Annotated in this window: 27 protein-coding genes; 13 read left to right on the forward strand and 14 right to left on the reverse strand. The window is 61.2% G+C overall.

The genetic code is table 11. The annotated features are described in order from the left end of the window. Positions 1-116: 116 nt before the first annotated feature. Positions 117-278, reverse strand: a complete 162-nt coding sequence (locus tag B7449_RS21305) for a hypothetical protein (protein WP_167335751.1) — start codon at positions 276-278, stop codon at positions 117-119. 213 nt (positions 279-491) lie between these two features. On the opposite strand from B7449_RS21305, the gene B7449_RS21310 reads away from it, so the two are divergent. After that, entirely contained in the window at positions 492-668 is a 177-nt protein-coding gene (locus tag B7449_RS21310) for a hypothetical protein (protein WP_167335752.1), read from the forward strand. Positions 669-680: 12 nt separating this feature from the next. Here B7449_RS21310 and B7449_RS23535 read toward each other — a convergent pair whose 3' ends face one another. Beyond that, on the reverse strand, positions 681-806 hold the full coding sequence (locus B7449_RS23535; RefSeq protein WP_264996758.1) for a hypothetical protein: 126 nt from the start codon (positions 804-806) through the stop codon (positions 681-683). A 246-nt stretch (positions 807-1,052) separates the two neighbouring features. Here B7449_RS23535 and B7449_RS11610 point away from each other — a divergent pair, with 246 nt between their 5' ends. Next, positions 1,053-1,244 (forward strand): hypothetical protein, encoded by a 192-nt coding sequence (locus tag B7449_RS11610; RefSeq protein ID WP_039732464.1) that lies wholly within the window; start codon positions 1,053-1,055, stop codon positions 1,242-1,244. Between the two features lie 27 nt (positions 1,245-1,271). Here B7449_RS11610 and B7449_RS21315 read toward each other — a convergent pair whose 3' ends face one another. Together B7449_RS21315 and B7449_RS11615 are read right to left on the reverse strand one after the other, a co-directional pair. Continuing rightward, positions 1,272-1,445 carry a hypothetical protein gene (locus B7449_RS21315; protein ID WP_167335753.1) on the reverse strand — a complete coding sequence of 58 codons (174 nt, stop codon included), beginning with the start codon at positions 1,443-1,445 and terminating at the stop codon, positions 1,272-1,274. Positions 1,446-1,527: 82 nt separating this feature from the next. Further along, positions 1,528-2,727 carry an aldose epimerase family protein gene (locus B7449_RS11615; RefSeq protein WP_039732465.1) on the reverse strand — a complete coding sequence of 400 codons (1,200 nt, stop codon included), beginning with the start codon at positions 2,725-2,727 and terminating at the stop codon, positions 1,528-1,530. A 144-nt stretch (positions 2,728-2,871) separates the two neighbouring features. On the opposite strand from B7449_RS11615, the gene B7449_RS11620 reads away from it, so the two are divergent. Next, positions 2,872-3,345 carry a surface-adhesin E family protein gene (locus tag B7449_RS11620; RefSeq protein WP_235721029.1) on the forward strand — a complete coding sequence of 158 codons (474 nt, stop codon included), beginning with the start codon at positions 2,872-2,874 and terminating at the stop codon, positions 3,343-3,345. A 109-nt stretch (positions 3,346-3,454) separates the two neighbouring features. Next, positions 3,455-3,817 (forward strand): hypothetical protein, encoded by a 363-nt coding sequence (locus B7449_RS11625; RefSeq protein WP_235721030.1) that lies wholly within the window; start codon positions 3,455-3,457, stop codon positions 3,815-3,817. Positions 3,818-3,867: 50 nt separating this feature from the next. Here B7449_RS11625 and B7449_RS11630 read toward each other — a convergent pair whose 3' ends face one another. Continuing rightward, on the reverse strand, positions 3,868-4,791 hold the full coding sequence (locus B7449_RS11630) for a hypothetical protein (RefSeq protein ID WP_039732469.1): 924 nt from the start codon (positions 4,789-4,791) through the stop codon (positions 3,868-3,870). A gap of 401 nt (positions 4,792-5,192) precedes the next feature. Between B7449_RS11630 and B7449_RS11635 the strand changes: the two genes are divergently transcribed. Further along, a complete protein-coding gene (locus tag B7449_RS11635; protein WP_039732470.1) occupies positions 5,193-5,771 on the forward strand; it encodes a hypothetical protein in 579 nt (192 codons plus the stop codon). 94 nt (positions 5,772-5,865) lie between these two features. Here B7449_RS11635 and B7449_RS11640 read toward each other — a convergent pair whose 3' ends face one another. Continuing rightward, positions 5,866-6,717, reverse strand: a complete 852-nt coding sequence (locus tag B7449_RS11640) for a glycosyltransferase family 25 protein (RefSeq protein WP_039732471.1) — start codon at positions 6,715-6,717, stop codon at positions 5,866-5,868. Between the two features lie 353 nt (positions 6,718-7,070). Here B7449_RS11640 and B7449_RS11645 point away from each other — a divergent pair, with 353 nt between their 5' ends. Then, positions 7,071-7,610: a hypothetical protein gene (locus B7449_RS11645; protein ID WP_199858312.1), complete on the forward strand. Its 540-nt coding sequence runs from the start codon at positions 7,071-7,073 to the stop codon at positions 7,608-7,610. A gap of 184 nt (positions 7,611-7,794) precedes the next feature. Here the strand turns inward: B7449_RS11645 and rfbA are convergent, their stop codons facing one another. The 3 genes from rfbA to B7449_RS11660 form a co-directional block, all read right to left on the reverse strand. Next, on the reverse strand, positions 7,795-8,676 hold the full coding sequence (gene rfbA / locus B7449_RS11650) for a glucose-1-phosphate thymidylyltransferase RfbA (RefSeq protein ID WP_082084832.1): 882 nt from the start codon (positions 8,674-8,676) through the stop codon (positions 7,795-7,797). Between the two features lie 29 nt (positions 8,677-8,705). Beyond that, positions 8,706-9,761, reverse strand: coding sequence for a dTDP-glucose 4,6-dehydratase (gene rfbB, locus B7449_RS11655; RefSeq protein ID WP_039732508.1), 1,056 nt, complete (start codon positions 9,759-9,761; stop codon positions 8,706-8,708). Between the two features lie 599 nt (positions 9,762-10,360). Next, a complete protein-coding gene (locus B7449_RS11660) occupies positions 10,361-10,540 on the reverse strand; it encodes a hypothetical protein (RefSeq protein WP_039732473.1) in 180 nt (59 codons plus the stop codon). A 271-nt stretch (positions 10,541-10,811) separates the two neighbouring features. On the opposite strand from B7449_RS11660, the gene B7449_RS11665 reads away from it, so the two are divergent. After that, a complete protein-coding gene (locus B7449_RS11665; protein ID WP_039732474.1) occupies positions 10,812-12,212 on the forward strand; it encodes a GntP family permease in 1,401 nt (466 codons plus the stop codon). A 99-nt stretch (positions 12,213-12,311) separates the two neighbouring features. Here B7449_RS11665 and B7449_RS11670 read toward each other — a convergent pair whose 3' ends face one another. Next, on the reverse strand, positions 12,312-14,852 hold the full coding sequence (locus B7449_RS11670; protein WP_039732475.1) for an excinuclease ABC subunit UvrA: 2,541 nt from the start codon (positions 14,850-14,852) through the stop codon (positions 12,312-12,314). Positions 14,853-15,063: 211 nt separating this feature from the next. Between B7449_RS11670 and B7449_RS11675 the strand changes: the two genes are divergently transcribed. From B7449_RS11675 to B7449_RS11685, 3 genes are all read left to right on the forward strand, one after another. After that, positions 15,064-15,528: a hypothetical protein gene (locus B7449_RS11675; RefSeq protein WP_235721032.1), complete on the forward strand. Its 465-nt coding sequence runs from the start codon at positions 15,064-15,066 to the stop codon at positions 15,526-15,528. 199 nt (positions 15,529-15,727) lie between these two features. Beyond that, positions 15,728-15,958 (forward strand): DUF2171 domain-containing protein, encoded by a 231-nt coding sequence (locus B7449_RS11680; RefSeq protein ID WP_010508653.1) that lies wholly within the window; start codon positions 15,728-15,730, stop codon positions 15,956-15,958. Positions 15,959-16,001: 43 nt separating this feature from the next. Then, a complete protein-coding gene (locus B7449_RS11685) occupies positions 16,002-16,724 on the forward strand; it encodes a M15 family metallopeptidase (RefSeq protein WP_039732510.1) in 723 nt (240 codons plus the stop codon). 12 nt (positions 16,725-16,736) lie between these two features. Here the strand turns inward: B7449_RS11685 and B7449_RS11690 are convergent, their stop codons facing one another. Beyond that, positions 16,737-17,048 carry a hypothetical protein gene (locus B7449_RS11690; protein ID WP_039732476.1) on the reverse strand — a complete coding sequence of 104 codons (312 nt, stop codon included), beginning with the start codon at positions 17,046-17,048 and terminating at the stop codon, positions 16,737-16,739. 82 nt (positions 17,049-17,130) lie between these two features. Next, positions 17,131-17,457, reverse strand: coding sequence for a helix-turn-helix domain-containing protein (locus B7449_RS11695; protein WP_039732477.1), 327 nt, complete (start codon positions 17,455-17,457; stop codon positions 17,131-17,133). Between the two features lie 116 nt (positions 17,458-17,573). Between B7449_RS11695 and B7449_RS11700 the strand changes: the two genes are divergently transcribed. Both B7449_RS11700 and B7449_RS11705 read left to right on the forward strand, forming a co-directional pair. Continuing rightward, positions 17,574-17,834, forward strand: coding sequence for a hypothetical protein (locus B7449_RS11700; protein WP_039732478.1), 261 nt, complete (start codon positions 17,574-17,576; stop codon positions 17,832-17,834). 96 nt (positions 17,835-17,930) lie between these two features. After that, complete coding sequence (locus B7449_RS11705; protein WP_048883635.1) at positions 17,931-18,470, forward strand: nucleoside deaminase; 540 nt, start codon at positions 17,931-17,933, stop codon at positions 18,468-18,470. A gap of 100 nt (positions 18,471-18,570) precedes the next feature. Here the strand turns inward: B7449_RS11705 and B7449_RS11710 are convergent, their stop codons facing one another. Continuing rightward, positions 18,571-19,068 carry a hypothetical protein gene (locus B7449_RS11710; RefSeq protein WP_235721033.1) on the reverse strand — a complete coding sequence of 166 codons (498 nt, stop codon included), beginning with the start codon at positions 19,066-19,068 and terminating at the stop codon, positions 18,571-18,573. A 204-nt stretch (positions 19,069-19,272) separates the two neighbouring features. On the opposite strand from B7449_RS11710, the gene B7449_RS11715 reads away from it, so the two are divergent. Then, positions 19,273-19,494, forward strand: coding sequence for a hypothetical protein (locus B7449_RS11715; RefSeq protein WP_039732513.1), 222 nt, complete (start codon positions 19,273-19,275; stop codon positions 19,492-19,494). Between the two features lie 287 nt (positions 19,495-19,781). Here B7449_RS11715 and B7449_RS11720 read toward each other — a convergent pair whose 3' ends face one another. Continuing rightward, positions 19,782-20,732 (reverse strand): efflux RND transporter periplasmic adaptor subunit, encoded by a 951-nt coding sequence (locus tag B7449_RS11720; RefSeq protein WP_039732479.1) that lies wholly within the window; start codon positions 20,730-20,732, stop codon positions 19,782-19,784. Between the last annotated feature and the right edge of the window lie 7 nt (positions 20,733-20,739).

Genomic DNA, 20,739 nt, shown 5'->3' on the forward strand with positions numbered 1-20,739 from the left:
TCCCAATCACATGGGGTGGAACGGCATCGTGATCCATGGCCGCCGCCGCATGGCAGCCTGTCATGTCGCTCCCTTGACATGGGGGTGGCCCATACGGGGGCGTGAAGCCGCCGTGCCTATTTCTGGCGGGCGAGTTCGGCTTCCAGCTTCCTGGCGCGTTCTTCAAGCGCGCGGGCATGCTCGGGCCGGTCCTTCAGCGCAATGGCGTAATCCCGGCGGACCTGTTCAAGTTCACGTTGCAGATCCGTGGCGGAGGGAAGGTGGTGTCCTGCTGACATAAAGAATTCCAGTTTTTTGTAATGGGCTGTTCTTTCATGTCGGAACATGTTTCCCCCGCTGCAACCTGTCCTTTGTGCGGATGTGGTATGACATGGCCGGACAGCGGCTTGCGATGTCGGCCATCACTGGCATGATTGGCGGGTTTGTGGCCCACGGTGGCCCATGGCCGCCAGGCAGGGCTACCGGAACAGCGAGTAAGGGAGAAACCGGGCGTGGATTTCAAGGCAGGTGATATTGTGGTGGTCAAGGACGATGCGGCCGTCAAACCGGAACTGCGCGGCATGAAGGGCACGATTGTCGAAATTATCGAAAACGGACAGATTCGCGTGCGCAGCGACAGCACGGGAAATGACGAATGGTTTTCCGCATCCGACCTGCGGCATGAATGAACGGGGCAGGGATCAGTCCCCATCCCACAGTCGCAGGAACGCGTAAGGATAGGCCCTGCAGGTCTGGACAAGGTGCCGCATCCGCATGGACCAGTCGTGTGACGGGATGGAGGGCGCGCGGGTTGTCTGCATGGCCATGCTCCTTGCCTGTATCGGGACCGGCCCCGTGGCAGGGCAGGCAGCCCGGATGGTTCATGAATTCCGTAACGTCATACAGGCATGGAAGATGCACCGGCGGGCGTCACATCTGCATGAACTATCGCTGATGTGCGATACATGCATTGCGGCTGCGCACGCCGTGTTTGGACGCCTGTCCCTTCCGGGTGTTAGAAGGAACGGGGCCGGGCCTGCCGGTAACCCGATCGACAGACAGCGAAGAGATTTATGAACCGCGGCAAGATTGTAAAATGGGCCACCATCATGTCCCTGCTTCTGATGATTGGCAGCGTGGGGGTACTGGTGCGCGGCATGACCGCTGACGGGATTGGCCCGGTCTCATGGATGGTGGCCGAAGGGCTGGCGGGCCTTGGCCTGCTTGGCCTTGGGGTGATCAATATATGCGGCGGGCGCGACTGACCGCGACGCGCCCGCTTTTTTCCGCCTTCAGTTACCCATGCCCGGGCCGCCAGACCCGCCGGGGCCGTCACTGGGCGCGTCCTGTCCTGGTGATCCGGTCATGCCGCCAACGCCGCCGCTTTCGCTCGGGTCGGTGGGAGGATGGCCGGACTGGCATGCTGTCAGTCCCGCCAGCAGTAGCAGAACGGCAAATTTTTTCATCTGGGTCTCACGTCCTTCAATCACGCTATGGTGAGGTATGTAAGGATATTCCCCCCGGAATCAACGGCATTTCCCCATTACCTTAAGGATGGTGGCGCGGCACGGGTTGCACGCCCAGACGATAAAGGGTGGTTTCATCGTATGTCTGTCCCGGTTTCAGTTCGATACTGGGAAAAGCCGGGTGGTTCGGGCTGTCGGGATAATGCTGGGTCTCCAGCGCCACGGCGTCCGTCTGGCGGTAGGCTTGCCCCGAGGGACCGGCGTACCGCCCGTCAAGTGAATTGGATGTATAGACCTGCAGCCCCGGCTGCGTGGTCAGCACGTCCAGCACCCGCCCCGAGGCCGGGTCCCACAGGTGGGCGGCTGGTACCGGGATGCGTGACAGCCGGCTGTTGACGATCCAGTTCTGGTCATAACCATGCGGATACATCATCTGCGGGTCCGTATCGCGCAGGCGCTCGCCAATGCGGTGGGGTGTCCGGAAATCAAGCGCCGTGCCCGCGACCGGCGCGACCGTGCCCAGCGGCACCGATTGTGCGTCGGTTGGGGTGAAGCTGTCTGCATTGACCTGCAGCACCTCGTTTTCAATGGAGCCACTGCCCTCGCCATTCAGGTTGAAATAGCTGTGGTTGGTCAGGTTGACCACGGTGGGCCGGTCCGTTGTCGCGACGTAGTGCAGCGACAGTTCATTGCTGTCGTTCAGGCTGAAGGTGACATGGGTGGTCAGCGTGCCGGGAAAGCCTTCATCCCCGTTCGGGCTGACCAGCTTCAGGGTCACGCTGGCGCCATTGGCGGTGGTGCCAGCGTTTTCCACTGTCCATACATGTTTGTCGAATCCCCTGCGGCCACCATGCAGGGCGTTGGTCCCCTCGGTCCGGGGAATGTGGCAGGTATGTCCGTCCAGCACGAAGGTGCCATTGGCGATGCGGTTGGCCACGCGCCCCACAGTCGCCCCGAAAAACAGGCCGCCACGGGCGCTGTCGCGGGTATATCCCTCCAGCGTCGGGAACCCCAGCACGACATCCGCCACATGGCCGCGTGCGTCCGGCGCATCGATTGCGGTGATGGTTGCGCCATAGGTCATGACCTGCACGCGCATGCCGTGCCGGTTGGCCATGGTAAAGCGTTCGATCACCTGACCATCCGCCATGCTGCCAAATGGCGCGCGGTCCAGCGTGACGGGTAGGGCGGCATCAGCGCGCGCCGCTGTTGCCATTGCTGCCGCCAGCAGCAGCCCCACAAGGGAAAAACGGTATTCCGGGCGCGAAAGAGAAGCGTGCATGGAGCATTCCTGTCATGATCCGACCGGTCGGAAGTCCTGTTGTCTGCTGTTTGTCTTGCCGCCATTGGCGCGATCCTGCAAAACAGGGCAATGAAACCGGTTCTGGTGTGTACGCGTGCGGTTCGTGCGCATGAAAGGGAGAAAATGCGATACAGGGTTGTGGTGGCGCTGGTGGCTGCGGGCATCGCCTGCGGCGGAACGGTAGACGGCGCATGGGCGGAACAGGCACAGGACCTGCCCCCATCCCCGGCCCCGCATGGCGAGACGGACCTGCAGAAGCTGCCACCGTACCAGAACAAGGTGAATGAATATATCGACCTTGCTTCGGTTCAGGTGCATGGCACGCATTCATCCGCCACGTTCATCCAGGATTTTGACGAGGATATGATCCGTCACGGCCTGCCGTTCGCCTCGGTCAGGTTTTCCGTCATGTACAACTGTGCCGCAGATACGTACCGCACGCTGTCCTATGCCACATGGTCGGGCCATATGGGTACGGGGCACCGGATAGCGGACGGCCCGGTGCCACGGGGGGAAATGACGGTCGATCCTTCCTTACGTGATGGCAGGCGCATCGCTTGCGCCCATGTGGGGCATAATCATGCCGGTGGGCAATAATCCCCGTTTGGGGATAACCCGGAAATGATGTGGATAACAGCGTGGATGGGTCAGCGCATCATGCGCTGAATGGCTGGGGGAACTGCTAAAAATGAATGATAAGGTTTCTGTGGATAGTCATGTAATCGATGCCGTGGCGGCGTCGTTGCCCACCACCACGGGCCCTGATATGGCATCCGTCCCGCCACAGGACCAGGCGCGTGTTTTCCTGCAGCATCTGGCGCAGCGGGGCCTGACGGTCGCCCCGGCCGAAAGAACGGATGGCGCATCGGCCCTGCACCAGATTTCGGAGGGGCTGATCGACCTGTTTTCCAGCGAGGATCGCAAGCTGAAATACAGCGCCCTGCTGGTGCTGTTCCTTGTGCTGGTGGTGCTGTACATCCAGCCGCTGGTCATCCTGTTCGGTCTGCTGCTCAGCGGCGTGGTCTTTTTCATATTCGCGCTGACGCGCCGTAACCAGACCGCCGACTGACCCGGAAATTTTTATTTTTCTTTATCAATGCACTGGATTCAAACGACTTCTCAGGGGGAACCTGCGGGGGCGGCCGGTGTCCCGCCCTGCTGTGCCGGGTTCCTGGCGGGCATGATGTCGTCGCTGCCGCTGGAGCCGGAGACAAGCTGCCATTGCCGCCGGTCATCCTGATAGCGTGACAGGCACATCAGCAATGCCTGATATTTTTCCAGCCGCCCCGGATCGCTGACCAGCGACAGGCAGGCGGCGCGCAGGTCGCTGTCATAACCGGTCCAGTGCGCGGTCAGGGCTGTCTGGCTTTTCTGCTCGGCAGACACGCATTCGCCATCCGTATCCTGCATTTCAATATGGGCGCGGTCACAGTTGGCCGCGATGTCATATTGCGGCAACGTCAGCCTGCGCCCATGCTGGGTATCGTAGGGGTGGTGGGCCAGCTTTTCTATATCCACCACCGGGGCCGTCGCATGGGGTGCGGGGGCGGGTTGCAGCGGTGGCGGCAGGCTTTCGCCGTGCTGGGTCGCATACCGGGCCAGGTCATCAAGTGCCGCCAGCGCTCCCTTGACCGAAAACGGCACCGGTTCATGTTCGAAGGGGATCAGCGCGCCCGTGGCCGCGGCCTTCAGCGCATTGACCAGATCCGGCACGGTGTCCGGCTTCAGGTCGCCGCCAGCGGTGTCCCATTTCTGGTTGGTGCTGAAGATCTGTAGTGCAATGGTGAACTTGCCGATCATGACCATGGCCGTTTCCACCCCCTTGGGGTTGCGGTAACGACCGTGGCGCTGGTGGATGGCAAGGCCCACCGTACCGCTGGTCGCACGGTAGAACATGATATCCAGCGTGCCCTGATGGGACATGACCATGGGTTGGCCGGCTGGTCCGCTATTGGCGAATATCCAGTCCGGGTCGGCGGCGTGCGCGTATGATGTGGCGCAGAGTGTCCCGATTGCCAGGATGGCAGCAGGTAGCAGGCGCATCCCGGCCCTTTCCTTCCAGTATCCATGAAATCCCGTTAGTGGCCCCATGATAACGGTGTGATACCGGCAGGCCAATGCCATGTGCACAGGTCGCCCCTGTGGCGGCGGGAAAATGAAAATCTTCTTTACTATTATTTTTGCTGCCAGCATGGCACGCACCACGTTGAAGGGCTGGACATGCTTTGTCGCAGAGTGGCCATGATCCCGTGGGATGATGGTTCCGTTTCCAGATCATGGAAACAGGCATGCGGGGATTGTCCTTCCATGTCCTGAATTATGACAATATATGTCAGCGTCACGCTAAGGTGATGCTGGAATGATCCATCATCCCGATTCGTCGGTCTTTGTTACAATGGGATTGTCGCAAAGTGAGCAGGAAACAGATTTTTCTTCTGGGCTGTATGGCACTGACCTCCCTGCCGGGGATCGCGCAGGCGCAGTCCTATGATGACCGGCCGCGCGCCGTGCCCGTGGCCATGCAGCCGGAAGACGAGAACAACAGCCCCAGCCCGTCGCAGATGCTGGTGGATGAACGCGCGGGTGGATGGGTTGCCATCCACCACACACCAGATGCGGGCGCGCATACCGACCTGTGCATTGCCGGATCGGAAAGCGAGATCCTGATGTTCCGCGCCGATGCCGAATCGCTACAGGTACGCAGCGCCGATGATCATTGGACGCTGGCCAATGGCGAAAAAGGCAACATGACGGTTACGGTGGGAACCTATACCCGCGTGTTCCACATGCAGGCCAATGACGCCACGACCCTTGCGGCCGATATTCATGCCGATGACCTGACCCACCTGCTGGACGCCATGGCGAAGTCGCATGTGGCGCTGGTGAAATTTGGCGACCGCACGACGCTGAGCGTCAATCTGGCGGGCAGCGTCCCCGTGCTGGACCGTTTCCGGGGCTGCACCGAAACCCAGCATTTTGCCGATCTGGGGCAGGGCGCGGGACAGAAGGCATCGCCCTTCTAGGTAAATGGGGACGGAAGTGTCCGGGTGCCGTCTCTGTAGAAAAAGGTCTTACCAGAAACGCCGTATATAATCTGCGGGATGTCTCAAGACAGGTTCAGCGCCCTGCGGGAACGGGCGCCACGCCGGCCTGCTGGTGGGTGCGACGGTGCCAGCGGTCAGGTAGCGCGTGGCCGTAATAGAACCCGCGCTTGAGGATATTTTCCACCAGCCGCAGGCCCGGATTGGCCGCAAAATACAATGCGCGTTCCAGACCGGTGGTGGTAGGCGCACTGACAAAGCGGGCATCGCCGATATAGGACGGGAATTCCCCGTTTTCCCGCGCCAGTCCGGGCCAGACGCTCAGTGCGCCAAGCCCGGTTTTCCATGGCTGTCCCATCAATGTGTCGATCGGGGTGGCGGTGTAATGCAGGCAGCGCAGGATCTTGCGTGCGCCGGACGGGCTGACCAGATAGGCATGGGCCCCGCCGGGCGTGGTGGAAATACGTGTCAGCCAGTAGTTCCGGCCCAAAGGTACAAGTTTGCGCTGAAGGCGGGTGGCGTGCTTGGCGTCGCCAAAAAAACGCACGAACTCCCATTCATCCCGTTGCCGCATCAGGGCCCGCACCACGTACGGCCAGTCGGGGGAGAGCAGGACATCGTCCTCCAGAACGATCCACGGCCTGTCCTTTGCCGCGATCTGCTGCAGGGCCTTCCTGTGTGACAGCAGGCAGGCGATCTCCCCTGGATACAGGTCCTTGCCCATGAAAACCCGCCGCCTGTACCGATTGTATATCCCGTAATCACGTTCGGTCAGGCTGCTGGCGTCGATCGCATCCATAAATTCAAAACCAAGACCGAAACCTGTCAGGTGTCTGGTTAATATTCCACGGCGCTGTGTGGCATACGGCAGGCTGATGATGAGGATGGGAGGGAATATATGTTCCTGATGGTGTGGTCGTGTCTGCATTTTTATTTTCAGATCATTGTTTCTATATCAGAAGTATATTGACATAACCACATAATAGGAACGGATCGCGGCACAGACTAGCGGTGCCATCCCCTGAAAGATAGAGATATATTTCTGGTCTCCATTGCTGTTCCTTCTCCACGATCTGCTCTGTTTCCCTGCGATTGGCTGGACATATGACGCCCCGCGCATGCGCGGAGATGACGTGGGTTGCGGCGGGTGGGACAGTCCCCGGTTGCACATGCATGGCAGCCCGCACGCTGGGCCGTGGTGACATTGGGCGTGTGTATGGCAAACATTCTTCCTTTCCGGATTGTCAGCGCTGGCTGACCTGCAGAAAAGGAAGACAGGACGTGAGGGGACGTTTTCATCTTGGCGCGCTGGCCGGCGGGCTGGCCATCATCGCGGCGGGAACAGCGACGGCACCCGCCATGGCGCGGCAGGCAAAGGCACGCCATGATGCCGCCCCCGCACCGGTCGCGACGCTGGATGTGGCGGCGTTCCAGACGCAGGCGCCGCAGTATGTGGGCAAGCCGGTGCGGATTGAGGGGTGTTACATTACCTCGGCCAATTCAGGCGGGGCGGATTGCGCGGCCTTCCGTATTGCCGACCTGCCGGGGCAGGTGGACTGGAACGGTGCGGTGCCGCTTGATGGCCCGACAATGGAGGAAGCCTCTTTCCACAAGGCCCAGCAGATCTGTGGCGACACGGGCAAGCATGAACAGTGCCAGGCCGAGGTCAGTGGCGTGGTGTACGATCCGTTCGGGGATATGGGCGTGCAGGGACAGCGCAATTTTGAACTGCGCAACGCCCGGATTCACTGGCTGGCGGAACCGGCGCCGCATAAGGCGGACCATCGCCATGTGGGCAATGAACGCTCCGCATCCCGCTAACGGTCAGATCGCAATCCGGCATGGGGATGCTGTTTCTTCATGGCCGGATGGGATGGCCCGGCCGCTCAACCGTCATGAACGCCTGCAAGATGCCTGAAAAAGATCATTGATAAAAAAGAAGTTCTTGGGCGCCGCCTTTTTTCAAAAAGGCGGCGTTTCTGGTTGTCCGATCGTTTTTATCCTTTCACGCCTGTAGCTGGCCGACCAGACGCAGCATGTAGCCCAGTTCGGTCTTGGCCATCCGTTTCGCCCGCGCCAGCAGGGCGTCACGATCAATAAACCCCATGCGGAACGCAACTTCGGTTGGCGACCCGACCAGCATGCCCTGCCGTGACTGGATGGTCTGCACGAAATTGCCTGCCTGCATCAGGCTGTCGGGCATGCCGGCATCCAGCCAGGCGCAGCCGCGTCCCAACTGGTCAACATCCAGCGTCCCTTCTTCCAGATACATCCTGTTGAGATCCGTGATTTCCAGCTCACCGCGTGCGCTGGGCCGGACCCGGCGTGCGAATTCCGTTACGCGGTGGTCGTAAAAATACAGTCCGGTCACGGCCCAGCTGGAATCGGGCTTTTCAGGTTTCTCGACAATATTCAGCGCGCGACCGTTCCCGTCGAACGAGACGACGCCATAGCGTTCGGGATCGCGCACCTGATAGGCGAAAACGGTCGCCCCATTCGCCTGCCGGGCCCGTTGCGCCGCTGCCTGCAGCAGGCTGCTCAGGTGGTCGGCAAAAATCAGGTTGTCTCCCAGCGCCAGCGCGCACGGCGCGCCATCGATCCAGTCTTCGCCGATGATGAACGCCTGCGCCAGCCCATCGGGCGTGGGCTGGACACGGTAGGTAAAACGGACCCCGAACTGCGATCCATCGCGCAGCAGCCGCTGGAACTGCGGCATGTCCTGCGGGGTGGCGATGATCAGGATATCCTGAATACCTGCCAGCATCAGGGTGGTCAGGGGATAATAGATCATCGGCTTGTCATAGACGGGCAGCAACTGCTTGGATGTTGCAATCGTCATCGGGTGCAGGCGTGTCCCGGCCCCCCCGGCCAGAAGGATCCCCTTCATCGGGCGGGTGTGTATGGCGGATGCGCTTGTCATGCCCTGGTCCCCAGTCTGTGGCCTGTGTAGCGCTGCGCGCGGATGTTTTCCCACCATGCACGGTTGTCCAGGTACCACTGGACCGTGTGGCGGATGCCGGTTTCGAAATCATGTTGCGCTTTCCACCCCAGCGCCTGTTCGGCGTGGGTAGGATCAATTTCGTAACGGAAATCATGGCCCGGACGGTCGGCGACAAAGCGGATCAGGCGGTCACGCGGGCCAGCGGGGTCCGGCGCCAGTTCATCCAGAACGCTACAGATCGTCCTGACGACCTGCAGGTTCGTGCGGGGCTGGCGCGCGCCAATGGCGTAGGTTTCCCCCGGCTGTCCGTGTTCGATGGCCCGGACAAGGGCTTCGGCATGATCCGCGACAAACAGCCAGTCGCGGATATTTTCGCCTTTGCCATAAACCGGCAGGTCCTTTCCCTCGATGGCATTGATGGTGACAAGCGGGATCAGTTTTTCAGGGAAATGCCAGATCCCGTAATTATTCGTCGTGTTGGTGACGAAAGTGGGCAGGCCATAGGTATGGTGCCATGCCCGCACGATATGGTCGGACGCCGCCTTGGATGCGGAGTAGGGGCTGCGTGGGTCATAGGGCGTGGTTTCGGTAAAGGGCGGATCGCCTGCATCCAGATGCCCGAAAACCTCATCGGTCGAAATATGATGGAAACGGAATGCCTTCCGCCGGGGGGCATCCAGCCCCTGCCAGTAGGCACGGGCTGCGTCCAGCACTGTGTAGGTGCCCGTCACATTGGTCTGCATGAACACGCCCGGTCCATCAATGGAGCGGTCCACATGGCTTTCCGCCGCAAGATGCATGACGGCATCAGGCTGACAGGTGTCAAACAGGCGCTTCATGGCCGCAGCGTCAAGGATACTGGCGCGAACGTGGTGGTAACGGCTGCTGGAGGCGACCTGTGCCACCGTTTCGGGCGATGCGGCATAGGTCATGCAGTCGACATTGATGACACTGTGCGCCGTCCTGTGCATCAGGTGCCGCACCACGGCGGAACCGATAAAACCGCAGCCTCCGGTCAATAATATTTTCAATGTATTCATATGGTTGTTCGATTCAAATTCGGTATTGATCTGACCGTTGCGGCCAGAGTGATCCCATAAAGACCCGTCAGCCGGTGGCGCAGGCCATTCGGTTGCGCGACGCAGTATCGGCGATGATGGTTAACCATTCCCTATGGGGAGCATCGGCCTGTGGGGCGAAGGGATGGCGGCGCGGCGTTACGGGCGTGCGCATGGGGCAGGCCCGGTCGCAGCCCCGAAATCTGGCATCCGGACGCGGGCGACAGGCTTATGCGTGTTGAGGGGAGATTATCCCGGCCCGTTCAGGCGGGACATCTGGCCGAACTGTTCAGGGCCAGGGGGATAAAAAACGGCGCAATGGCCCGACGTGCGGGCGACAGCCGCCCGCAGGGTCCGGCAGGACCGTGGCAGGACGGGAAACATGGATGGTGTCAGGCGCAGGCCAGCAGGCCCGTTCGGGGGATGGGCAGGTGGTGATGCGGGTACACATCACGCAATGCCCATGTTCCCCGGCGATCGCAACCGATGTGACGTGGGGCGCAGGACGTCATGCCGGCTTCATGCCGTACCCACCTGTCTTCGGCCGCTGGCCCTGTGGGCCGGGGTATTCCTTATCCGGCGTGCCCGAGCAGGTGCGACAGCAGGGTAAAGATCCCGCCGCACAGGACGCTGCCCATGACGACCATGGGCACGATCCACATTTCGCGCATAATGCTTTTCGCATGGTCCACGGCACGGCGCGTATGGATGCTGCGTGCGGAGGGCATTGGCGTATTGATCATGGTTGTCATGGCGTGACGTCCCGGGGTGCTGAGGCCCCAAAAAAGCGACTGCGGTTCGTGACCGGTGGCGCGTAATGCAGACAGGATCGAAACCTGTCAAGCAGGAAAATTCCTCCCATCCGGGGGCGACATGGCCATCACGTAAAAAAGGCCGGTTGGCCGCCATTTTTTCCACAGGATATGCTTTTCATGCGTGGCGGCGTTGCGGGCCGTGTCGGGATGCCCGATAAGATCCGTTTGGCCATGCGAAACTGGCCGTCCTTACGACGGGATTCCCTGCATGACTCCGTTCGCGCTGATTCTGACCGGCATCGGTTCCATTGCCGTTCTGCTTCTGCTGATCCTGCGGATGCGGCTGCATCCCTTCGTTGCCCTGCTGATCGTGGCGGTGGGAGTGGCGCTGCTGACCGGCATGCCGGTGGCAAAGCTGGCTGATGCGGTTCAGGGCAGCATGGGCCGCACCATGGGGCATATCGCCATTATTGTGGCGCTTGGGGCCATGATCGGGCGGATGATCGACCTTTCGGGCGGGGCTGCCGTTGTGGCGCGCGGACTGGTGCGTCGTGTGGGGGCCGCGCATGTGCCACTGGCGCTGGTCATTTCCGCCTTCGGTGTGGGTATTCCGGTCTTTTTTGAAGTGGGCGTCATCATGCTCATGCCGCTGGTCTATGGCATGGCGCGGCAGACGGGACGGCCGCCTGCGGTATTCGGCATTCCCATGGCGGTGACCATGCTGACGGTGCATGCGCTGTTGCCGCCCCATCCGGGCGCGGTTGCGGTTGCGGCGGCGCTGGATGTGGGGGCGGGGCACATGCTGTTGCTTGGCCTGCCGCTGGCGGCGGTGGTCACCGTGCTGACCTATGTGTTGACGCGCCCGATCATGGCGCAGCCCTTTGGCTGCTCGTCCGACATCCGCGCGGTGGTGGATGAGGCGCGTGATGCGGTACGGAACCATGACGCGGCGGATGAATCCGCGCGCCTGTTCATGCAGGCAGGCCAGCACCGGCCGGTCGGCATGGGGGAAGTCATTACGGTCATCGCCGTGCCGGTGGTGCTGATGGTGGCGGGCACGCTGGCGGGGGAACTCATGCAGCCGGGCCGCCTGCGCTCGGTGCTGGTCTTTGCGGGGATTCCCTTTGTCGCGCTGGGGCTGGATGTCATGCTGTGCGCGTGGCTGCTGGGGCTGCGGCGGGGGCTGGCGCTGGCCACGGTGTCCGACGTGGTGGCCGCCGCCCTGCCGGGTACGGCCATCATCATCCTGATTACCGGCGCGGGCGGTGCGTTTGCGCAGGTACTGGTGGGCAGCGGTGTGGGTGATGCGCTGGGCGGGCTGCTGGCGGCCAGCGGGCTGCCGCTTCTGGTGCTGGCTTTTGTCCTGACCATGATCCTGCGTGTGGCGCAGGGTCCGACCACGGTGGCGCTGATGACCACGGCGGGCATCCTTGGCCCCATGATCGGGCGACTGCACCTGGACCAGACGCATCTGGCCCTTGTGGCGCTGGCCATGGGGGCGGGCGGCATGGCGCTGTCGCATGTCAATGACGCCGGGTTCTGGATCGTGACCCGCATGTGTGGCGTAAGCGTGCGCGAAGGGCTGCGCAGCTGGAGCATCATGACGCTGGTCGCAGCCGTGCTGGTCTTTGCCGGTGTCGCCACGATGTGGGCGGTGCTGCCTGCATGAAGGTAAAGCCATAAAAGTTTATGGGTGCCGCCTTTTTTCAAAAAGGCGGCGTTTTTCGAAACTTTTGAAAAAATCTTCACCAAAAACGTCTGTCTGTTTTCAGCCGGTCAATGGCAGCAGGAACGGTGCGGTGCGGCTGTCTGGCGCGCGGGCGACGTCATGCGGCGTGCTTGCGGCGACAATCCGGCCGCCCGCATCCCCCGCGCCCGGTCCCATGTCAATGACCCAGTCCCCGCGCGCTGCCACCCGCATGTCATGTTCGGCCACCACCACGGTATGCCCTGCATCGACCAGCGATTGCAGATGGATCTGCAACCGGTCCACATCCGCCGGATGCAGGCCGGTGGTCGGTTCATCAAGGATATACAGCGTGTGGCTCCGGCGCTGTTTCTGCAGTTCGGTCGCAAGCTTGATGCGCTGCGCCTCGCCCCCCGAAAGCTCGGTTGCGGGCTGCCCCAGCCGCAGGTAGCCAAGACCGCCCTGTTGCAGCGTGCCCAGCGCGTTGGTCAGTGATGGCGTATCGGCAAAGAACGTGGCCGCGTCATCCACCGTCATGTTCAGCACGTCGGCAATGGATTTGCCGCGGATCGTGACCTCCAGCACATCCGGCTGGTAGCGCGTGCCGTGACAGGTAGGACAGGGGGAATAGACGCTGGGCAGGAACAGTAGCTCCACCATGACCGAACCCGCGCCCTCGCAGGTGGGACAGCGGCCTTTCGGCAGGTTGAAGGAAAAGCGGCCTGCATCGTAACCGCGTGATTTCGCAAGATCGGTTGCGGCATACATCTGCCGGATGGTGTCGAACAGGCCGGTATAGGTCGCAAGGTTGGAGCGCGGGGTGCGGCCGATCGGCTTCTGGTCGATCATGACCAGCCGTTTGATCTGGCGGGCGCCTGCGGCGACATGTCCCTGCGGCGTGCCGATGGGCATGTCACCGATGTCCTCGCCGTCGGTGTCCTGCACCAGTGTCTGCCCCAGCGTGTGGGCGATAATGGCGGGCAGCGCCTGGCTGACCAGACTGGATTTGCCCGACCCGGACAGGCCGGTTACGGTCACGAACGTGCCCAGCGGAATATCGACGCTCAGGTCGCGGAGGTTATTCCACGTGATCCCGCCCAGTTTCAGCCACCCCTTCGGCGTGCGTGGCGTGCCCGCTATGGGCGCGTCACTGGCGAACAGGTAGGGCGCGGTGCGTGACAGCTTCACGCTGCGCAGGCCATCGGGCGGGCCGCTGTACAGCACGTCTCCCCCGCGCGTGCCCGCATCGGGACCGACATCGACAATCCAGTCCGCGCGACGGATCAGGTAGAGGTTGTGTTCAACGATGAACAGCGAATTCCCGGCCGCCTTCAGTCCCTCCAGCGCATCCAGCAGGTTATGGGCATCCGCCGGGTGCAGCCCGCTGGAGGGTTCGTCCAGCACATACACCACGCCAAACAGGTTGGAACGGATCTGTGTTCCCAGCCGCAGCCGCTGGTATTCCCCCGGCGACAGGGTGGTGACCGAACGGTCGGCCTGCAGGTATCCCAACCCCAGATGTTCCAGCACCCCGATGCGGCCGATCAGGTCTGCGGCCATGCGGCGGGCGGCAATGGCGGTGGCGTCGCCCGCCTGCGGCGTTTCTGCCAGCACCTGTGTGCCCTCGGCCAGCGGGGCAAGCGTGCGCGCGATGGTGGACAGGGTCTGCTGCGTCATCTGCGCAATGTTCAGCCCGGCCAGTGTCACGCGCAGGGCATCGGGGTTGAGGCGCTGCCCATGACAGGTGGGGCATGGGGTGGCGGTCAGGAAACGTTCGGCCCGCCTGCGCATGTTGGCGCTCTGCGACGTGGCGAAGGTGTGCAGCACGTAGCGCCGCGCGCCGGTGAACGTGCCGTTATATGACGGCGGCACGTGATCGTGGATCGCGCGCTGCACGGCGGCGTGGTCCAGCCCGGGATAGACGGGATAGGTCGGAGTTTCTTCGGTATAGAGGATCCAGTCGCGCGTTTCCTGCGGCAGGTCGCGCCATGGGCAGTCCACGTCCACGCCTTTGGTAATCAGGATGTCACGCAGGTTCTGTCCCTGCCATGCGGTGGGCCATGCGGCCACGGCGCGCTGGCGGATGGACAGGCTGTCATCGGGCACCAGAAGGGCTGTGGTGGTGTCCATGATCCGCCCCTGCCCGTGGCATTGCGGACACGCGCCCATGGGGGTGTTGACGGAAAAGGATTCCGCTTCCAGCCGTTTCATCCCGGCGGGATAATGGCCCGCGCGGGAATACAGCATGCGCAGCAGGTTCGACAGCGTGGTGATGCTGCTGACCGAAGACCGCCCGGTGCCCGTGCCGCGCTGCTGCTGCAGGGCGATGGCGGGGGGCAGGCCTTCGATTGCGGTCACGTCGGGCACCGGCATCTGCCGGAACAGCCGCCGGGCGTAGGGCGATACGGATTCCAGGTACCGTCGCTGCGCTTCCGCATACAGCGTCCCGAAGGCGAGGGATGACTTCCCCGATCCCGAAACCCCGGTGAACACCACCAGCCGGTCACGCGGCATGTCCACGTTTACGTCCTTCAGGTTGTGTTCGCGTGCGCCGCGCACATGCACGAAATCCGCCCGGTCGGATGAATCGGGGGCGGGATCGGAAAAAGGGCGCTGCGACATGGACGAAGCCTTCATGCAATGTGCCGGTTACGGCGGTGCGTCTGTGCCCCGTTATAACGCGGGAGTGAGATTTTGTCTGGTCTAGCTTATAATGTTATCGCACGTTAGATAATTAGGTATGGTGAAGTCGCGGGCCGCCCGCTTGACCGATGGGACCGGGCAGCGCATCAGGAAGATTGATACAGAACGAACGATCAGGGCAGGCGAAAGCATGAAAAGGTTCATCATACTGGGCGCATCGATATGCCTGTTTTCCGGGATGGCCCATGCGGCGGGCACCGCCCGCCACGGGGAGGCGACGTCCGTCATCGCCGAGGCCGAGCGTCATGTCGCGGCCACGCTGCCTGATCCGCACGGGGTGACATTCCGCAACGTGGCGGTGCATCCCATGGATGCGACATCGGTGGTGTGCGGTGAAATGGCCCCGCACAATCCGCCCGCCGGCGGGGTGTTCATGAAGTTCGGCTATGTGCAGGGACAGGATGACCCGGTGATCTTCAGCGGCCGTGAAGTGCCGCAGAAAGTCGAGTTCAATGAAGTCAATTCATGGCTGAATGACAGCATCAAGCTTGAGGATCTGGAGGAAATGGGTTGCGTGCCCCGTGGCACCTACCATAGCTATAACGAACGTCTGAACAAGGTCATGTCCCAGCGCAAGCAGTTTGGCGTGAACTGAGGGCAGGGCAACTTGTGCCCCCGGCGTGTGTTATGCGGGGCATGTATCCGGGCGCCATGTCTGTGGCGACATCAATCGCAGCCTGTCTGCCGGCCTGTGTTGCCAGGGCGGCCCCGTGACCGGATGATCCTGTAATGATGGCGGGGTTCAGGCCGACAGGGTAGCGCGGTGTTTCATGCCGCGCAGGGAAGGGAAATTCATGACAGATGTAACGCAGTCCATGCTGGGCCAGGATGTGTTCGCGACAGGTTCGGGCCGTATGGGCACGCTGACAGCCGTCAACACCAATGCGACCATCCAGATCACGGTTGATGGCCCGGCGGAAAGTACCTTCACCATTCCCGTATCATGGGTGCAGTCCACCGATGGCGGCAAGATCCTGCTCAGCCATACGCTGGAAGATGTACAGTCCTATACCCCGCCCGCCTGAATGACGGTGCGCTGACCGCGTGATGTGATGGGAAGTGCCGCGCATGCCGCATGAAACGCAACGGCAGGCAGCCCCGGTGACTGATGCGCAGCCGGACGGGGATACGTTCCGCGTGCCGCTGCGGCATGCGCCCGAGGTGCTGCTGGCTCAGGCGCGGGCCGCGCGCATGCCAGCCTTCGCGCCATCCCGCAGGGTGTCCGATCTGGTTGACATCACGCAGGTCGATCCGGCCGTCGCGCTGGATATCCGTTATGCCACGGCGCGGAATTTTCTGGGGTTTCCTGTCTATTCCGCTGCGCGCGCCTTCCTGCAGCATCCGGCGGCCCTTGCCCTGTCCCATGCGCGCAGGCTTGCGGCGCGGCATGGTTATGGGCTGCTGGTTTATGACGCCTATCGCCCCTGGCATGTCAGTTACCTGTTCCGGCAGGCGGTGCCGGACACTTTGTATGAATTCGTTGGTGATCCCGCTACCGGTTCCCGCCATAATCGCGGATGCGCCGTGGACCTGACCCTGTGGGATCTGGCCACCCGGCAGGTCGTGTCCATGCCGTCGGGTTTTGATGAAATGACGCCGCGTGCCCATGTCACCTATGCAGGCGGTGATGTTGGGGCACGTGCCCGGCGTGACCTGCTGGCCCATATCATGACGGCAAGCGGCTTCGTGCCGCTGGCCGAGGAATGGTGGCATTTCGACTATGTGGACTGGCAGGATTATCCGGTCATGGACCTGTCTTTTGGTGTGGTCGGGAACGGCCTCATACGCTGACCGGACCCGGCATCAGTCGTTATGGATGGTGCGGTCGATCGAGCGTCCGGCCTTTTCCGCCGGTCCCTTTGGCGGGTCGAAGGTATCCTGCATCTTGTCGCCGAAATGATCTATTTTCTCGCCCGTGGTTTCGTGGTGGCGCTTGCACGCGCTCAGCCCCGTGCCCGCCAGTACCAGCGCCAGACCAAGCGCGGTCAGCGAGCGCACGCGGCGGCGGGGCGGGAGTGTGGGGCGATCATGATGCAGGGACAGGCGGAACTGGATACGGGTCAATGCGGTGGCTGTGCCCGGTGATGTTGTGGGCGAAGACGTATGCGTATCCATGTGCGGGTTCCTGCCGTGGTATGATGAATCCTCAACTATGAAAACGCCACCCGGGTTCCGGTTGCACATAAATGTGAGCCGCCTAGCTGAACATGGCCCGGCAGTCCGGGCACAGGCGCAGGAAACGGCCATCCGCGACAAAGGCGGTATCGCAGTTCAGGCAGGTACGGCGTACCTGGTCCGGCCGGTCCATGGGCAGGGCGTTGCGGAGGCGGTGGCGGCGCAGATGGGCCTCCAGTGTCTTGATGTTCAGGCCCAGCCTGCGCGCGGTTTCACGATTGGAGCAGCCCTGCCTGCGTAACTGCGCAATGGCCGGGGCAATGGCCGCCCAATCCAGTCGTGGCGGGCGTGGGGGCCGGGGTGTGGGGGATGTCTGTGCGCTCTGTGCGGGTTTGTGTGCATATTCCATACGGCATTTGTGTTAAAAAAACACACAGGCAGCAAGAAAATAATGCGCCTCGGAAAAATATAACCATGCCCGCCAGATGTTTGTGTATTTTTTTCATACACATGCAAGGACACATCATGCACGATCCCCGTCTGCCCGCAGGCTGTACCCAGGCTGACATCGACGCCCGATTCGAACCGGAGGAACCCACATGGGTTGCATCCTATGTCACGCAGCTCCAGCATCGCCTTGACCGTCTGGAGATGATTCGGATGGAACTGGCGGCCGATTGCTTTGATGGCGCGTATGACGGGGCGGATATTCTGGGCTATCTGGACGATGAAATGGAAACGGTCCGCATGGAAATCGGGCGCCCCCAGCTCATGGGCAGGGACTGATCCCATCCGGTCGGGCAGGGTCTGAATATTTCCATTTGAAAATGAAATCGGGAACCGGCAGAAGCGAAGGGAAACCCCTTTTTGCATGGATATGGAATGACCGAACCGACCTGCCTGCCCGATCTGGATCATGAATATTTCCTGCGGCAGTCCTTTGCCGTAGCGGAGCGCGCGCGTCAGGATGGCGACCATCCCTTCGGCTGCGTGCTGGTGGATGCACAGGGCAATGTGGTGATGGAACAGGGGAACGGATACACGGCGGAAGGCGGCGACATGACCGCCCATGCAGAACGCCTGCTGGCCACGCGGGCATCAAAAACCTATGCGCCGGACATGCTGGCGTCATGCACCATGTACACTTCCGCCGAACCGTGTGCGATGTGTGCGGGTGCGGTGTACTGGAGTGGGATCGGCCGCGTGGTCTATGGACAGAGCGAGGCCAGCCTGAAGGAGATAACGGGCAACCATCCCGAAAACCCGACCCTGGACCTGCCCTGTCGCACGGTGTTCGCAGCGGGGCAGCGACCGGTGGCCGTTATCGGTCCCCTGCTGGAAGATGAAGCTGCTGAACTGCAGCGTACGTTCTGGCGGGAAAAGAACGGGTCAGTCGTTGAGGGACCGGGTTCAAAGGAATAAAAGTTTCTGGGTGCCGCCCTTTTTCAAAAAGACGGCATCGTTCCAAAGCTCTTGAAAACAGCTTCATCATGAACTGCTTATGATTTTCAGGCCTATGCTATCAGAACCCGTTGGTCGTGGTCTGTCCGTTGGCCATGGAATAGGAACAGGCCCGGTCCCCGTCGGTCACGACCAGCCATATGATATTGCGCAGCCCGGTATAGAACTGTCCCGCATCCTTCAGCGAGGTATAGCCGTGATGGCGGAACCATGAAGCGATGATGGTTGTGGGCTGGGCGCCAAAAGATTTCTTGATCGTTTCCAGCAGCTTGTCACATTGCCCACGCGTGAAACTGTCATGGTCCTGATACCAGATGCCGACCAGTATGCTGTTGCGCCGGGGGTCGAAATCGGCCACTGGCATCATGTCGCTGTCATAGCTGTCGGGCAGGCTGTCGATTTCATGTTGCATGGCGCGCTCGGCCCGGATCAGGCCAAGGTCCATCATGGTCAGCTTGTCGGCAAATAATGTGCTGATCACCTGTGATGGAGATGTCTGGGCGGCCGCGGTGCCGCAATATCCGGACATAAGGGCAAGAAACAGAAACAGGTAACGCACGATATCCCCCATGACAGGAACTGGTTCGGGCCCATCCTTGTCACGGATGGGTCCGCTACGGACGGTCCTGTATTTCATGTCATGACATGGATTAAATAAAAATAACCTTTTAGGCCATCATACGTATCTTGAAAGTTATGCAAATAGGTCTTATCTGCCATGATAATAATAACTGACATGGCGGTGAACGGGAGTGCATGCGATATGACACGGATGAAACTTGCCCTGCGTGGCTGGGTACAGGTGGTCTGGGGTCAGGTCGTGCGTGAAATCGGATATGCCATCAGCCATGATCGCCTGCAGCGTCGTGGCATCCTGATCGAAAAGCTGGGCCATGGCCTGCTGTACCGTGCCCACCGCATGGGGGCGACGCCTGGTCCCGACATGGGCAGGGTTGATCCCTATTCCCCGCCGCCGCGCGCCTGAGGGCAGTGCGATGCCTGCCATGACCGCGCGGGTAGCCGACAGGGCGACATATCAGAAAAAATTCATACGACTCTTAACGAGTCGTGGAAAACACCCACCTTATCCCCGGTTCCCAACGGTTCTATCCACAGGGTTGCCCGGATATTCGTCCCCTGAATCTGTGGATAAGGTAAGGGCGGCACCAGAAAGAAGTGTTTGGTGAAGCTTTTCTCAAAAAGCTTCAGGGAACGCCGCCTTTTTGAAAAAAGGCGACACCCAAAAAACTTTTATTCTTTTTGAACAGTTTTTTAACGATGTCCCGCAAGGTGCTGCATGTCATCGCCTACATGTCGCAATGCATCACGCACTGACATATGGCGGCGGTTGCCAGCTTCCGATACTACGGTCACCGTTGCCGTCATGCCTGCGGCCAGTACAAGGTCGGGCGGAATGCTGTCGATTTTGACACGCACCGGGATGCGCTGCGCCAGCCGGACCCATGTATAGACCGGGTCCACTGCCGGCAGGCCCTGTATGGAGGTCGCGGCGTTGTTGCTGGCGATACCGCGCGTGATGCTTTCCACATGGCCGAACAGGGGTTCATGGAAGCCCATAAGGTCCAGCCGCACCGGCTCACCCACCTTGATGGAATGGATTTTCGTTTCCTCGAAATACCCGTCCACCCAGTATGAATCCGCATCGATGATCTGGATGTTCACCTGTCCTGCATTGGCGTAATCGCCCGCGCGCATGGTCAGGTTCGTGACGTACCCGTTGATCGAACTGCGGACTTCGGTGCGTTCCAGGTTGATGCGTGCCTGCTTCAGGTCCGCAAGGGCGGCTGCGTACTGGGCTTCGGCCTGCTGGGCCACGGCCTCGAACTGCTGCTTTTCCTCGCCCGATACGGCAACGCCCGAAATCTTCTGGCGGCGTTCGTACTGCGATGTCTTGAACTCCAGATCCGCGCGGCGTTCATTGACGGCGGCATCGGCGATATCCAGCTTCACCCGAAAATCGAACGGGTCGATGACATACAGCACGTCGCCCTTGTGCACGAACTGGTTGTCATGCACGCGCACTTCATTGATCTGGCCGGAAATGCGCGGTGCGATATTGGCAACCTGTGCACGGACCTGGCCGTTCCGTGTCCAGGGGGAGGCCGTGTAGTAATCCCACAGCACGATGGCCACGATGGCCGCGACCAGCAGGATGACAGCGGTAATCGCCACACGCACAAGGCGGTTTGCATATGCGAACACGTCAGGA

It is taken from the genome of Komagataeibacter intermedius TF2 (assembly GCF_000964425.1).
GTDB classification, from domain to species: domain Bacteria; phylum Pseudomonadota; class Alphaproteobacteria; order Acetobacterales; family Acetobacteraceae; genus Komagataeibacter; species Komagataeibacter intermedius.